The organism is Nonomuraea sp. NPDC050540, from assembly GCF_044457485.1.
Taxonomy (GTDB): Bacteria; Actinomycetota; Actinomycetes; order Streptosporangiales; family Streptosporangiaceae; genus Nonomuraea.
Genome location: NZ_JBITHA010000001.1, coordinates 375,794 through 390,050 on the forward strand (window position 1 = coordinate 375,794; position 14,257 = coordinate 390,050).

Annotated in this window: 11 protein-coding genes; 5 read left to right on the forward strand and 6 right to left on the reverse strand. The window is 71.7% G+C overall.

The genetic code is table 11. The features are described from left to right. Positions 1-391: 391 nt before the first annotated feature. Together ACIBI5_RS01735 and ACIBI5_RS01740 are read left to right on the forward strand one after the other, a co-directional pair. Positions 392-2,716: a glycosyl hydrolase 2 galactose-binding domain-containing protein gene (locus ACIBI5_RS01735; protein ID WP_397242118.1), complete on the forward strand. Its 2,325-nt coding sequence runs from the start codon at positions 392-394 to the stop codon at positions 2,714-2,716. A 226-nt stretch (positions 2,717-2,942) separates the two neighbouring features. After that, complete coding sequence (locus tag ACIBI5_RS01740; protein ID WP_397242120.1) at positions 2,943-3,137, forward strand: hypothetical protein; 195 nt, start codon at positions 2,943-2,945, stop codon at positions 3,135-3,137. Between the two features lie 24 nt (positions 3,138-3,161). Here the strand turns inward: ACIBI5_RS01740 and ACIBI5_RS01745 are convergent, their stop codons facing one another. Next, complete coding sequence (locus ACIBI5_RS01745) at positions 3,162-3,524, reverse strand: winged helix-turn-helix transcriptional regulator (RefSeq protein WP_397242122.1); 363 nt, start codon at positions 3,522-3,524, stop codon at positions 3,162-3,164. 88 nt (positions 3,525-3,612) lie between these two features. Here ACIBI5_RS01745 and ACIBI5_RS01750 point away from each other — a divergent pair, with 88 nt between their 5' ends. Continuing rightward, a complete protein-coding gene (locus tag ACIBI5_RS01750) occupies positions 3,613-4,221 on the forward strand; it encodes an NAD(P)-dependent oxidoreductase (protein ID WP_397242124.1) in 609 nt (202 codons plus the stop codon). Here the strand turns inward: ACIBI5_RS01750 and ACIBI5_RS01755 are convergent. Genes ACIBI5_RS01755 through ACIBI5_RS01765 form a run of 3 tightly spaced genes read right to left on the reverse strand, consistent with a single transcriptional unit; the run spans position 4,205 to position 6,878 of the window. Next, positions 4,205-5,842 (reverse strand): nitroreductase family deazaflavin-dependent oxidoreductase, encoded by a 1,638-nt coding sequence (locus tag ACIBI5_RS01755; RefSeq protein WP_397242126.1) that lies wholly within the window; start codon positions 5,840-5,842, stop codon positions 4,205-4,207. The two genes, ACIBI5_RS01750 and ACIBI5_RS01755, sit on opposite strands and share 17 nt — an antisense overlap. Beyond that, positions 5,839-6,423: a TetR/AcrR family transcriptional regulator gene (locus ACIBI5_RS01760; RefSeq protein WP_397242128.1), complete on the reverse strand. Its 585-nt coding sequence runs from the start codon at positions 6,421-6,423 to the stop codon at positions 5,839-5,841. The genes ACIBI5_RS01755 and ACIBI5_RS01760 overlap by 4 nt, the downstream gene beginning before the upstream one ends. A gap of 20 nt (positions 6,424-6,443) precedes the next feature. Continuing rightward, positions 6,444-6,878, reverse strand: a complete 435-nt coding sequence (locus ACIBI5_RS01765; RefSeq protein ID WP_397242130.1) for a hypothetical protein — start codon at positions 6,876-6,878, stop codon at positions 6,444-6,446. A gap of 2 nt (positions 6,879-6,880) precedes the next feature. Between ACIBI5_RS01765 and ACIBI5_RS01770 the strand changes: the two genes are divergently transcribed. Next, the gene (locus ACIBI5_RS01770) at positions 6,881-8,797 is read left to right on the forward strand and encodes a Xaa-Pro dipeptidyl-peptidase (RefSeq protein ID WP_397242132.1); all 1,917 of its coding nucleotides are present in this window, start codon (positions 6,881-6,883) and stop codon (positions 8,795-8,797) included. 376 nt (positions 8,798-9,173) lie between these two features. Further along, positions 9,174-9,893 carry a hypothetical protein gene (locus tag ACIBI5_RS01775; RefSeq protein ID WP_397242134.1) on the forward strand — a complete coding sequence of 240 codons (720 nt, stop codon included), beginning with the start codon at positions 9,174-9,176 and terminating at the stop codon, positions 9,891-9,893. Between the two features lies 1 nt (position 9,894). On the opposite strand, the gene ACIBI5_RS01780 is transcribed toward ACIBI5_RS01775, so the two are convergent. Together ACIBI5_RS01780 and ACIBI5_RS01785 are read right to left on the reverse strand one after the other, a co-directional pair. Then, positions 9,895-11,499 carry a hypothetical protein gene (locus ACIBI5_RS01780; RefSeq protein WP_397242136.1) on the reverse strand — a complete coding sequence of 535 codons (1,605 nt, stop codon included), beginning with the start codon at positions 11,497-11,499 and terminating at the stop codon, positions 9,895-9,897. Positions 11,500-11,513: 14 nt separating this feature from the next. Next, positions 11,514-14,252 (reverse strand): PT domain-containing protein, encoded by a 2,739-nt coding sequence (locus tag ACIBI5_RS01785; protein WP_397242138.1) that lies wholly within the window; start codon positions 14,250-14,252, stop codon positions 11,514-11,516. Between the last annotated feature and the right edge of the window lie 5 nt (positions 14,253-14,257).

The following is a 14,257-nucleotide window of genomic DNA, read 5'->3' on the forward strand; positions in this document are numbered from 1 at the left end:
GGGTTGGGGGGTCAAGGGGGGTGGGGTGCTTGGTGGTTGCTCGTGCGGTGGCGCGGAGGCGGGTCAGGGCGGTCTCGCGGCGGGCCAGGAGGGTGGCGCGTTCGTGGTCCAGGGCCGCCAGTGACTTCGCGACCGCCGCGTACTCCTCGGCCGCCGCCCCGGTCAGCGCCGTGCCGCATCGCGGGCAGGAAGGGGCGCGCGGGGACTGGACGGTGTCGCAGACTGGGCAGGACGACAGATCCATGAGCGGGAACCTCGCGCTATGTCGGGATTCTCACCGACCTTGCCGTAAATCTCGCTAATTGTCTGGAGATCAGGTCAACCTGGCTGATCTTGACAACGTTGTCACGTCCGCCCTAGCGTCAACCCGGCCCCCACCAGTGGAGATGACTTGCGCACCCTGCACCAAGGCTGGACCCTGACCGGCTCGGACTTCTCCGGCATCCCCGCCACGGTCCCCGGCTGCGTACACACCGATCTGCTGGCGGCGGGCCTGATCGACGACCCCTACCTCGACCGCAACGAGGAACGGCTCGCCTGGATCGGCCGCACCCCCTGGACCTACGAGACGACGTTCCACTGGACCGACACCGGTGAGGAACGCGTGGACCTGGTCTGCGCCGGGCTCGACACCGTGGCGACCGTGCTGGTCAACGGCATGCAGGCGGGCAGCACCGCCAACATGCACCGGACCTGCCGCTTCGCGGTCGAGCACCTGCTGCGCGAGGGCGCCAACACGCTGACCGTCCGCTTCGACTCGCCCTACGCCTACGCCGAGGCCCGCCGCGCCGAGCTGGGGGAGCGGCCCGGCGCGTACGCGGAGCCGTACCCCTTCATCAGGAAGATGGCCTGCAACTTCGGCTGGGATTGGGGACCGACGCTGGTCACGGCGGGCATCTGGCGGGCGATCGGGCTGGAATCCTGGTCGGGCGCGCGGCTGGCGGAGGTGCTGCCGACCGCGCGGGCCGACGGCGAGGTCGAGGTGCGCGTCCGGGTGGAGCAGGCGCGTCCCGCCGCGTGCGAGGTGGTCGCGGAGGTGGCGGGCGTCGAGGCGCGGGTACGGCTGGCCGCCGGACAGACCGGTGCCGTTCTGCGCATGCGGGTGGAGGACCCGGAGCTGTGGTGGCCCCGAGGGTATGGGGAGGCCCGGCTGTACGACCTGACGGTGCGGCTCGGCGACCACGTGCGGACCGAGCGCATCGGCTTCCGTGACGTCCACGTCGACCGGGAGGCCTTCCGCCTGACGGTCAACGGCGCCCCCGTCTACGTCAAGGGCTTCAACTGGATCCCGGACGACTGCTTCCCCGCCCGCGTCACCGCCGCGAACCTGGCCGAGCGCTTCACCCAGGCCGCCGACGCCGGAGCCAACCTCCTGCGCGTCTGGGGCGGCGGCACGTACGAGTCGGACGCCTTCTACGACCTCGCCGACGAGCGCGGCCTGCTCATCTGGCAGGACTTCCCGTTCGCCTGCGCCGCCTACCCGGAGGAGGAGCCGCTCTGGAGCGAGGTCGAGGCCGAGGCCCGCGACAACGTGGCCCGCCTGATGCGTCACCCGTCGCTGGTCCTGTGGTGCGGCAACAACGAGAACATCGAGGGCTTCTGGCATTGGGGCTGGAAGAAGGAGCTCGCCGGGCGTACCTGGGGAGAGGGTTTCTACCAGGACCTGCTGCCGCGCGTCGTGAACGAGGTCGACCCGGCGCGGGCGTACTGGCCGGGCAGCCCCTACTCCGGCACGCCCGACCGCGACCCGAACGACCCCTCGCGTGGCACGATCCACATCTGGACCGTCTGGAACGCCCAGGACTACACCCACTATGCGAACTACACCCCGCGCTTCGTGGCCGAGTTCGGCTTCCAGGGCCCGCCCGCCTACGCCACCCTGCGCAGGGCCTCCTCCGACCGGCCGCTCACGCCGGACTCCTCCCCGCAGAAGGCGATCGGCGGCCAGGACAAGCTCCTGCGCGGCCTGGGCGCGCACCTGCCGCGGCCGGAGACGTTCGACGACTGGCACTACTACACCCAGCTCAACCAGGCCCGCGCGATGGCCTTCGGCGTCGAGCGCTTCCGCGCGCTGATGCCGTACTGTATGGGCACGATCATCTGGCAGTTCAACGACTGCTGGCTCGTCACGTCGTGGTCGGCCGTCGACGGCGACGGCCGCAAGAAGCCTCTCTGGTACGGCATGCGCCGCGCCTACGCCCCCCGGATCCTCACCTTCCAGGGCGCCGAACTGGTGGCGGTCAACGACTCCGCCGAGCCGTGGGAGGGCGAACTGGCGATCACCAGGATGTCCGTCGCCGGCGAGACGCTGGCCAAGGAGTCGGTGACGATCAGGGTCGAACCGAGGGCCGTCCTGGGCGTGGAACCGGCGATCGCCGACCTGGCGACGGGCGAATTGCTGGTGGCCGAACTGGACGGTTCGCGGGCACTGCGCCTGGCCGAGGAGGACCCCGAGATGGGCTACCCGCCCGCCGACTACACGACCGACGTGGAGCCCGTGAACGACGGTGTGCGGCTGCGGGTGACCGCGAGGACGATCCTGCGCGACCTGGCCGTCTTCCCCGACCGCTTGGCCCCGGACGCGAAGATCGACGACCAGCTGGTCACCCTGCTGCCCGGGGAGAGCACCACCTTCCACATCACCACGGCGCAGGACCTGGACCACGCGGCGCTGACCCGCTACCCGGTCCTGCGCTGTGTGAACGAACGCCGCTGAGCGCTCGACCGGCCAACAGCGGAGTTGTCACGGCGAGCACCCCATGAGCCCTCACGACCATCGCCCGACAGACCCCGGCGGGGTACGGCGGACCGGGCAACCCGGCTTGCCGTAACCCCGACGGGGGATTGACGCGCGGAAGGCCGCGGGACGAGCGCGCGAGAACCCGAAGCAACACGAAAGGGGGTTATGGGCGGGATTGGGGGCTTAGAGGGCTGGTGGGGTGGTGTTCGATGAGGTCGCCCAGGGTCTCGTCGATCGCCTTGAGAGCGTCGGGGCCGAGCCGGCCTCGGGTGCCGAGTACCACTACTGGGTCAAGGTGCCCGGCGACTCCGACGGCAGGTGCGGCATCGCGCCGACCACGCCGGCCGGACAGTTCAGCCCCGGCCTGGCCATGGCACTGATCAACGGCAACCCGTGACGGAGGACTCCCGGCGGGGGCGGGTCAGCTTTCCCGCCCCTGCCGGCTCTCCCGCGCGGCCATGACCTCGGTGACGTACTGCTCCGCCCAGTCGGTGATCGCCTGGATGGGTTCCTGCAGCGAACGGCCGAGCGGCGTCAGCGTGTACTCCACCCGGGGCGGCACCTCCGCGAACACCTCCCGCGTGAGCAGCCCGTCTGCGGCCATCGCGCGCAGGGTCTGGGTCAGCACCTTGGGCGTCACCCCGCCGATCATGTCGCGCAGTTCGGTGAAGCGCTTCGGCCCGTGGCGCAGGCTCAGCACGACCAGCACCGACCATTTGTCGCCGATCCGGTCGAGCACCAGCCTGGTGGGGCAGTTCGGGTCGAAGGCGTCGCCGTTCGTCATGGTTTCCCAAAGGTAGCAATGGCACGTTGAAGTAACCAGTATCCAATGGATACCTTCGCAGTCGCAACCGCAACCGAGGAGGTCCACGATGAACATCCTGCTGATCGGCGCCAGTGGAATGATCGGCAGCCGGGTGGCCGCCGAGGCCGCGAACCGGGGCCACGAGGTCACCGGCGTCACCCGCTCGGGCAGGGACGGCACCCAGACCGCCGACGCCGCCGACGTCGCGGCCATCACCGCCCTGGCCAAGGGCAAGGACGCGGTGGTCCTGTCCATCGCCCCGCCCAGGGACGGCAGCGAGCCCGAGGCCCCGCTGCTGGCCGCCGGACGCGCGGTCCTGGCCGCCCTGCGCGCCGCGGGCGTCGGCCGCCTCGTGGTCGTCGGCGGCGCGGGCAGCCTGGAGATCGCGCCTGGCACCCGCCTCGTCGACACCCCCGACTTCCCCGAGATCTACAAGAAGGAGGCGCTGGCGCAGTCCGCGCTGCTCGACGTCATCCGGGCCGAGGCGGACGACCTGCGCTGGACCTACATCTCCCCGGCCGCCCAGATCGCCCCCGGCGAGCGCACCGGCGCCTACCGCAAGGGCGGCGACACCCTGGTCGGCCCGTTCATCACCGCCGAGGACTACGCCGTGGCGCTGGTGGACGAGCTGGAGAACCCGACCACCCCGTCACAGCGCGTCAACGTGGCGCACTGAAGCGCACGAACGGGATCCGCCCGCCGATCTGCCGGAAGTCCAGCACGTCGTCGAACCCCATCACCGCGCAGAGCCGCCGGGCCGCCGCCGGGTGGCGGGCGGCGTACGTGGCCATGATGTCCGCGCCCTCGGCGGCGGACAGGGGTGCGGCGACGGCCGGGCGGGGATGCCCGCCGATCTGGATCGTGACCTCCGGCGTCTTCAGCACGTTGCGGTACCAGTCCGCGCCCGTGCCGAACCCCGAAGCCGCGACCACGCTCCTGCCGTCCCGCGCCACGATCTCGATCACCGCCTGGCGAGGCTGCCCCGAGCTGCGGCCGGTGTGCGTCAGCAACATCATCCGGTGCGGCACCAGCCAGCCCAGGCCCGCGCGGAACAGGCCGATCGGCAACCGCCAGGCCCGGCGGCGCCACCCGGTCGGCGGCGCCGCCCGCTTCGCCAGGATCGTCTCCGCGCCGAACTGCCGCCGCAGCACCGGAGCGAACGCCTCACGCGTGATCGTCCTGGTCACCGCCTTCTGCACCACGAGCTGCGGCCGCGTGGCCGGGACCAGCGTCCTGGTGAACAACCGCGCGGTGCGCTGCCGCTTGGCCACCTCCCCGCGCATGCGCCGCTCGTAGCGGTCGAAGGCGCGCTCGGGCTCGCGTTCGTCACGCAGCGCCTCGGCCAGCAGGTACGCCCCGCCCATGGCCATCGAGACGCCCTGCGCCGAGAGCATGGCCATCGAGACACCGTGCGCCGAGAGCATGGTCATCGAACCGCAGGCGTCGCCCACCAGCGCCACCCGGCCGCGGTGCCAGGAGGGCAGCACGATCTGCGTCATCGTGTCCATGAAGACGTCCCCGTCGGCCGGCGCGTCCTCCAGTAGCGCGGGGGTGATCCAGCCCATGCCGTCGAAGGTGGAGCGCAGCAGGTCCAGCCGCTCCTGCCGGGGTACGGCGCCGCCGTTCGCCGCCCGGAAGATGAACAACGCGGCCAGCTCGTCCGCGCGCCCGGTCGGATACACGACGGTCTGGCGCCCGGGTTCGGTGTAGTGGGCGCGGACCCGCCCCAGGTGGTAGCGGTCGGGCACCGGGTAGGAGGCCAGGCGGCAGCCCGGGTACCGGGCGAAGCGTTCCTCGGCGCCGAAGACGAGCTCCCTGGTCAGGGAGTGGATGCCGTCGGCGCCGACGAGCAGGTCGAACGCCTCGGTGCCGCCCGAGGCCAGATCGGCCTCCACCCCGCCGGGCACGAGGCGCACGCCCGCGACGCTCTCCCCGAAGCGGATCTCCACGTCGTCCTGAACCGCCTCCAGCAGCGCCTCTTCGAGCGTGGTGTGCATGAGCCCCAGACGCGGCCCCTTGATCACCCGGTCGAGCAGGGGAACGGTCAGGCGCGCCCAGGCCCGCCCCGAGGCGTCCACGAAGTCGACCGAGTCGACCGGCAGCTGGCGCGGCACCAGCCGGTCGACGATCCCCATGCGCTCGGCCACGTCGTGGGCGGTGCCGAAGAAGTCGATCCCGTACCCGCCGAGCCGCCCGTGCGGCGAGCGTTCCAGGACGACCGGCTCGATCCCGTTGCGCCGCAGCCAGTACGCGAGGGTGAGGCCGGCGACCCCGCCCCCGTTGATGAGCACCCTCATGACAGCAACCCTTCCGCCGCGCTCACGGCCTGGCCCACGGGAAGTCCCGGATCGAGCAGGTAGTGCAGCATCAGCCCGTCGACGGCCGCCGTCACCAGCACCGCCGCCCCGGCCCTGCGCTCGGCCGGCCACTCGGGATACATCCGCCCGAGCGCCTCGCCGATCTGCCCGCGGGCCTGCCGCAGCTGCTCGCGCAACACCTCACCGAGCGCCGGATCCCGTGCCGCCCCGGCGATCACTTCGACCGCCAGCCGCGTGGCCCGCTCGTCCCCGGTGGTCTCCCCCAGCATGTCCCGGATCCTGTCCAGCGCCGCCCGCGCGTCAACGGCCCCGAGCAGCTCCGCCACCAGGGGCCCGATCACCAGCTCCCCGGCCGCACGCGCGATGGCGGCGTGCAGGCCGGGCAGCCCGCCGAAGTGATAGTGGATGAGGCCGGGATTGGTCCCGGCCCGCTCGGCGACGCCGCGGGTGGTGACGGCCGGCCAGCCCTCCTCACGGAGCAGGTCGATCCCCGCCGCCACCAGTTCCTCCCGCCGCCGACCTCCACGAGGCGAAGTTGGCCGTTCGACCAAGTTAGTCATACGGCCAAACTAGCATCCTTTCACGTGAAAATCTGGCCGAGCTGGCTCAGGACGCCTTGATACTTCTCCACCTTTTCCACAATGCCTTCGAGCTTCGAGGCGAACTTCACCGGATCCTGTCCCATCTGCTTCGTCGCGTAGTTGCAGGCGATGGAGTAGACGTCGCCGGCTTTGTTGCTGTCGAGACAGTGGTTGCTGCCGAAGTTGATGAACTTTACGGCCCGGCGGCCGACGCGGCCGAGACCGGAGCGGTGCCGACGGCGGACAGTCCGGCGGTGAGGAGGGCGGCGACGGCGGCGGCCTCCGTGATTCTCAGCATGGGCCAGACGGTAGAACGCACCGTTATCGATTGGCTTTTGATCGTTTGTCCGGTAATGGAGGCAGGTGGGGGGTTGATCAGCTTGGGGGTTCGTGACACATTGCGGATGTTTTTCGTCAAATGTCACGGAGGACACGCGTGCCACAATTATCCCCAGCCATAGCCGCGATCGCCGTCACCCTGGCGCTCGCCACCCCCGCCCAGGCCACGGCCGATCCCGCCGTCACCGTGGCGAACGGCCGGACCCAGCCGGTCTTCTCCTACGCCGACGCCGTACGCGAGCACGTCTACGTCGAGTCGCCGCTCGACAGCGACGGGGACCGCAGGCTCGACCGGGTGCGGGTGGACATCATCCGGCCCAAGGAGTCCGGCCCGGGGCTGAAGGTTCCGGTCATCATCGATGAGAGCCCCTACTACGACAATTCCGGGCGAGGCAACGAGGGCGAGCGGAAGGTTTACGACGCCGCCGGGAACGTGGTCAAGTTCCCCCTCTTCTACGACAACTACTTCGTGCCGCGCGGCTACGCCGTACTGAACGTCGACATGCTCGGCACCACCCGCTCCGACGGCTGCCCCGACATCGGCGGGCAGGCCGACGTGCTCGGCGGCAAGGCCGTCATCGACTGGCTGAACGGCCGCGCCAAGGCGTACCGGGCCGACGGCAGCCCCGCCCTCGCCGACTGGACCAACGGCAAGTCCGCGATGATCGGCAAGTCGTACGACGGCACGCTGGCCAACGCCGTCGCGGCCACCGGCGTCGAGGGGCTCAAGACCATCGTCCCGATCTCGGCGATCAGCTCGTGGTACAAGTACCAGCGCTCCAACGGCGTCGTCTACAACTACGACTACGCCTCCTGGCTGGCCAACTACGTGGACACCGATCCTGAGCCGAAGTGCAAGGCCGTACGCGACAAGATGGACGCCGACGACGGCGACGCCACGGGCAACTACAACGCGTTCTGGGCCCTGCGCGACTACATCGCCGGGCTGCAGGGCGACGTGTCCAAGGTCAAGGCGAGCGTCTTCGTCGCCCACACCAGCAACGACCTCAACGTGAAGCCGGACAACTTCTCCATCTGGTGGAAGAAGCTGGCCGAGCGGAACATCCCGCGCAAGATCTGGGTCGGCCACTACCAGCACGTCGACCCGTTCGACTTCGAGGGCCGCCGCGACCTGTGGGTGGACACGTTGCACCGCTGGTTCGACTACTGGCTGCACGACGTGCGCAACGGGATCATGAACGAGCCCAGGGCCGACGTCCAGCTCTCGCCCACCCAGTGGATCACCCAGCGCGACTGGCCGGCACCGAACGCCGCCCAGGTGAGCCTGCGGCCCGGCGCCGACGGCTCGCTCGGCCTGAAGCCGGCCAGGCGCGGCACGACGGCGACGTTCACCGACACCAGGCTGAGCGAGGAGCAGATGGTCGCCGACGTCGGCACCCCGCACCCGGGCCGCGTGGCCTTCACCACCGGCGAGCTCCCGCTCAACATGCGTCTGTCCGGTACGCCGAACGTGGACCTGCGGGTGTCGCTGGACAAGTCGACATCGAACCTGACCGCCCTGCTCGTCGACTTCGGCGAGGACACCCGCGTCGACTGGCGGCGCGGCCTCGGCATCACCACGCTGACCGAGGAGAGCTGCCACGGCGAGAGCACGGCCCAGGACGACGCCTGCTACAAGAAGACGATCACCAACGTGGCCACGCGCCCGCTGGAGATCGTCGCCCGCGGCTGGATCGACGTGCAGAACCGCGACTCGTCGCTGGTCTCGCAGCCGGTGCCGCCCGGAACGTCGGTGAAGGTGGCGTGGGACACGCTGCCCCACGACTACACCTTCAAGAAGGGTCACCGGATCGGCCTGGTGATCGCCGGCACCGACGCCAGCTACAGCGGTGAGGTGGGCACCGGCGCGAAGGTCACCGTCGACCTGGCCAAGAGCCAGGTGCGGGTGCCGTTCGTGGTCGGCAGCCCGCTGGCGGACGTGCCGCAGGACAGCACGGCCTTCCGCGGCCCGGCGCTGCTCGACCTGCCGGAGCCGGAGAACACGTTCTTCTGACCGGACCCTGGCCCGGGGCTCTTCTGGCCCCGGGCCCCTTTTTGTCGATTTTTCGCGTTATGGGGAGTCAAAGGCGATGACACACCCGTACGACGCCGGACGGTACCGCGACGCCGATCCCGGCCACCAGGATCCACCCTGGCCAGAACCCGGCCACCAGCCCCCACCCGCCCAGCAGGCCACGCCGGAGCCCGGCACCTCACGCTCCAACGCCCTCGGCCACCGGACCACACCCCGATCAGACGCCGGGCCCGACACTCCACAGCCCGGCACTCCACAGCCCGACGCTCCACAGTCCGGCACTCTGCGGTCCGATGCTTCGGGGCCCGAGGCCGGGTCCGGTGAGCGGGGCGCATCGGGGTCTGGCCGGCGGGACTTGTCCTGGCTTGACGGCGGGAGTGGCCAGGGGGATCTGACGGAGTCCGGCCGGGCGGGCGCGTTCGGTGGTGGTGACGGACGGCGGGACGAGCCGGGGCCCGATGTCTGGGAGAGCCGGCCGCGTACCCGGTGGCCGGGGGAGCAGGAGCCCGATGTGCTGGACGACTGGCCGGGGCGCGGGCACCTCAGGATGCGGGCGGTGGTGCCCGTCGCCGCCGGGATGGTGGTGCTGGCGGGGCTCGGCGCCTGGCTCGGACTGAGCGGGGGCGACCCGGATGAGCGGCCCGCCGTGGCCACGCCCAAGGTCAGTCTCATGGAAGTGCCGGGGGAGGTGGTCTTCACGCCGCTGCCGAGCCGTACCCCCGAGGAGCCCGAGACGAGCGGCCCCGCACGGGAGCCGAGCGCCGAGCCCACGGCCGGCGCGCGCGAGCCGACCACCAAACCCCCGGCCCAGCCGAGCGCTAAGCCCTCCACGAAGCCGAGCGCCCGGCCGAGTGCGAAACCGTCGGCCAAGCAGAGTGCGAAACCGAGCACGAAGCCGAGCGCCAAGCCGAGCGCCAAGCCGAGTGCGAAGGCGTCCGCGAAACCGTCGGGCAAGCCTCCGGCCCAGCCGTCCGCGCAGCCCACCCAGAAGCCCAGCTCGACCCCGACGGGCGGGGAGCCCGAGCCCACCTGCGACAACTGGGTGGATTGTCATGATCTGCCGCCCGACATGTGACTCACACCAGCACGAAGATCTCGCTGACGCCCTTGGCCAGCGCCTGGATGTCCGCGCTCACGCTCACCTCCGGGTTGCCCGGATCGAACAGCACCGACAGCCGCTCCCGCATGCCCTTGCCGATCAGGGCCTGCCACACCGCGTTCGGCGCCAGGCCGGCGTCGAGGATGCGGCGGTGGTCGGCGTCGTAGCTGATCCGGTGGCCCCACAGGGTGACGGTCTGCGCGCCGAGTCCGATCGCGTTGCCGACCCGGGCGTCGACTTCGGCCTGCGCGCGTTCCTTGTCCCACGGGGAGCTCTGGCCGGAGTGGGTCAGGCCGTACTCGCGCGAGCCGATCTGTACCACGGCGTCCCATCCGAGCGCCTTGACCGCCATCCACTGGGCCTGCGCGGCGATGGCCGGGGTGATCGCGCTCTCCTGGCCGTCCAGGGTGACCTTGAAGCCGCCGTACGACTTGCCGAACAGGCCGGAGGCCACGTACACGCGGTCCACCCCGGAGGTGCGGATGTAGTCGTCCACTCGCGAGCGCGTCACCAGCGGATAGCGCGAGCGCATGTCGGCGACACACTGCTCGGCCTGGCCGCAGCCGAGTTCGGGAACCACGACGCCCATGGCCAGCCGCTTGCCGGGCAGCTTCGCCCGCAGCGCCTTCGTCGCCTCGGAGACGAACTGCTTGACCTGCGCCGCCGAGGTGAAGTCACGGAAGCCCAGGTAGTCGGCGAACTTCACGCCCACCACGCCCGGCCGCTGCGCCGCCGCCACGAGCTTGGCCACCGCCGCCCTGAACTGCGCGTCACCGGCGCGGAAGTCGTCGGCCAGGTCGTTCTCCACCCAGATCCGCAGCCCGGCCTTGCTCGCGGCCGTGATCGCGGTGGCGACGGGCGCGGCGGAGCGCACGGTGGGCCCGGGTCCGAGCTCGTCGGAGGGAGCCGGCGAGGGTACGGCGGGCCGCCCCGTCTCACCGGTGTCACCCCTGCCGGGATCCGTCGTGCCGGGGTCCGTCGTCCTGGAGTCCGTCGAACCCGGGTCGGTCGTACCGGAGTCTGACGGGGCCCGGTCGGCGCCGTCGCGGTCGGCGGGGGTCATGGCGTCGGGCGGCGGGCTGGTCAGGACCTGCTTCTTGCCGTCCACGTACTTCTCGTAGGTGACCTCGTTGTTCACCATGTTGACGCACTTGTACCAGCCGCTCGGCAGTTCCTCGCAGAACGTCTGCCCGCCCCGGCAGTTCGGCTCCTTCGACAGGTCCGTCTTCTGGTTGCAGCGCACGTAGTCCTGCGGGAGCGGCCGCGCCTTCTCGAAGTTGGCCCCGCCGTCCGCCGCCCAGAACGCCGCCACCTTCGCCGCGTCCTGCGGCGGCGTCAGCCATTCGCACACCACGTACGACGGGGTGTCGGCGGGCAGCACGTCCTTGCACGAGTCGCCCTGCTTCACGTCCAGCGCCTTCTCCTGGGCCGAGGTCGGCCGCGTACCGGATGGCCCGGAGCCCGGGATGCTGCCCGGATCCGCCATCGCCAGGAACGGCATGAAGAACACCAGAGCGATCACGATCCCGGCGACGGCGAACTGCTTCTCCCTCCGGGAGATGCCGGTGAAGAACCCTTTCATCAGATCTCCCTGCCTCAGTAGTCGGCGCTGTTCGGGCTGCAGTTGCTCCAGTAGCCGCCGCCCTTCATGTCGGGCACGAACGTGCCCTTGTCCTTGGCGACCGTCCACGACACGCTCATCGTCAGCGTGCCGTCGCCGCTGGTGGTTCCGGCGGTGGTGGTGCCGTCACCGCTTCTGGTGCCCGACCACGAGACGGTGATCGTGCCCGACTCCGTGGTGGGGGCTCCCGGGCAGCCGGGGCGGCTGGTGGGCGCGCTGACGGTGTAGGAGGAGCCGGAGACGCTGATGCCGTTCGAGCCGGAGGCCGAGGTGATCTGGCACGAGCCCTCGCAGTCGAGCGAGAACGAACCCATCCGGCCCGAGCCCAGCGACGCCGACGCGTTCGACAGCCGCGCGCTGGGCGGCGGCGGCTTCGGCAGCTCGACCTTCTTGGCCATCGGCTCCGCCGACTCCTTCGCCGGACCCCTGTCGGGTGCCTTCGTGGGCTGCTTCGTCGGCTGTTTGGTCGGCTGCTTCGTCGGTTGCCTGGTCGGCTGGCGGGTGGGGGCCGTGGTGGGCTCGCGCGGCGGATCGGGCGAGTCGTCGGAGCTTCTCGTGTCCGACGGCTTCTTCGTGGTGCCGTCCCTCGGCCCCGCGGGGTTCGTGGTGGGGGAGGTGGTCGGAGGCGGCGTCCGACCCGGTATGAGCTGTTCCGGGTTGGTCGTCCCCGGGTTCTCCTGCGGCGGGACCTCCACCTCGGGGTCGGCGCCCGGCTCGTTCAGGGTGACCACGGGCCGGGGCTGCGGGGCCGCGGCCTCGCTGATCGTGGTGGGACGGGGGCGGGCGTGGATCCCCGACCAGGCCAGACCGGCCACCAGCACCCCGGCGCCGACCAGCAGCCCGACCCTCGCCACCGAACGCACCGAGATGCGCGCCTCGGGATCGGCCTCGTCGGGGCGGTCCTTCCAGAACTCGTCCCACTTGCCGCCCCGCCGTTCCCACGCCCGGAACTCGTCTTCGGCCAGCGGCTCCTCGGGGGTGGCTGAGAGGGTGTAGGGATCACGCTCGGCGAAGTCGCCCCCGTCCCCGTGCGAGGGCCGGGTGTCGCCGCGCGCGGGGCTCATGTCCCTATGGGGTACGGCGTCGCCGCCCGAGGACGTGGCGCCGGCCCGAGAGGGGCCCGTGTCGGCGCGGGGGAGAGCGGCGTCCTCGTGAAAGGGGGTGGCCTCGCCACGGGAGGTGACGGACCTGCCGGAGGTGACGGCTCCGCGAGGATCTGTCTCCTGGAAGTCGATGCTGCGGAGGGCGGGCTCGTGGGTGGTGGGGGGCTCGTCGGGTTCCGCGCCGTAGACGGGGGCCGCGTAGATGGGCGTCGCGTAGGGGTGACCGCGACCGGGCTGCCCGGCATGGGACGACCCGCCGGGCCGGGCCGGGCCGCCGAACCCCAGGGGCGGCCCGGCCATCGGTCCGAAGGAGGCGTCGGTGGCCTCGGCATCCGGCGCGGCGGTCCTGCGGTCGGCCCCGAAGGCGATCAGCGCGTCCAGATACCCGGACCCCGCCGCTTCTCCGGGCGTGTCACCGGAAGCACGCCCGGAGAAGGTGTGATCGGCCGGAACCCCCTCGGGCGAGGCGCCGGAACCCCCGCCGGACGACGCGCCCCCGGCAGGGGAAGGGCCGGATAACGCGCTGGTGCCCCCAAGGCCCGATGACACGCTGGAAGGCGCCTGGGTGGACACCGGGCCCGACGATGCGCCAATGGCCCCAGGGCCCGATGACGCGCTGGTGGGTTCCAGCGTGGGTGGCGGGTCGGGGGAAAGGCGGGGGAAGGCGTCCGTCGAGGTGAAGTCCGGGCCGGAAGGGAGGGGAATCCGGCCGGGGGCAGCCGCGCCCGCCCCCGGTCGGACCCCGGCCCCGGTCGCCGTCGTGGGGTCGGCGACCGGGGTGTTCAGGGGATCGGCCGCCCGCGCGTCGGCGTACGCCGCGTGCGTGGCGGTGAGGGCGCTCGGCGGCGTCGTGGCCAGGGCGGCGCCGTCGGCCAGGCGCGCGTGCGGGACGCCGCCGAGCCCGTGTGACTGCACGGGAAACCCGTCGGCCCGCCACCCCACCGCGTCCGGAGCCAGCGGCGAGGCGAGCGGCAGCAGGTCCGACAGCGGCCCGCGCGGAGCCGCGATCGGCAGGTGGGTGAGCAGGGTGGCGGCGGGCAGCCCCTTGGGCGCGGCCAGGCACGACACGCATCCGTACAGGTGGCGCCCCAGCCGGGCGCGGGTGCTGCGGCTGGGCGCGGCGGCCCACTCCGCCACCCGCCCGGCCAGCTGGGCGCACCCGTGGGCGGCCCGTGCCGCGGTGACCGCGGCCAGCCAGGTCTCCAGCCGCCACGCCGCCTCCCTGACGGTGGCGTCGATCAGGGACTCCGGCACGTCGAACAGCAGGGCGATCTCGGCGTGCGGCAGGCCGTGCCGTACGGAAAGATCGAGCAGTTCCCGGTACGGGCCGTCGAGCGCGATCAGCGCCTCGGGCAGCAGGTCGGACATGCGGCTGGAACGCGCCCACGACCCGGTGCTCGCCGGGTGCGAGGCGGCCCGCGCGGCGCGGTGCGCGCGGGCCAGCGCGTACAGCCAGGGGCGCAACGCGGCCGGGTCGGTGACCTGGCCCGCGCGCGCCGACGCGGTCAGCAACGTGCCCGCGGCGGCCAGCTCGGCGTCGGGCTCGCCAAGCTCCGTCCTGCAGTAGTCGTACAGGTGAGGCCCGTAGTGCTCACACAGTTCGCGGGACACGTCTT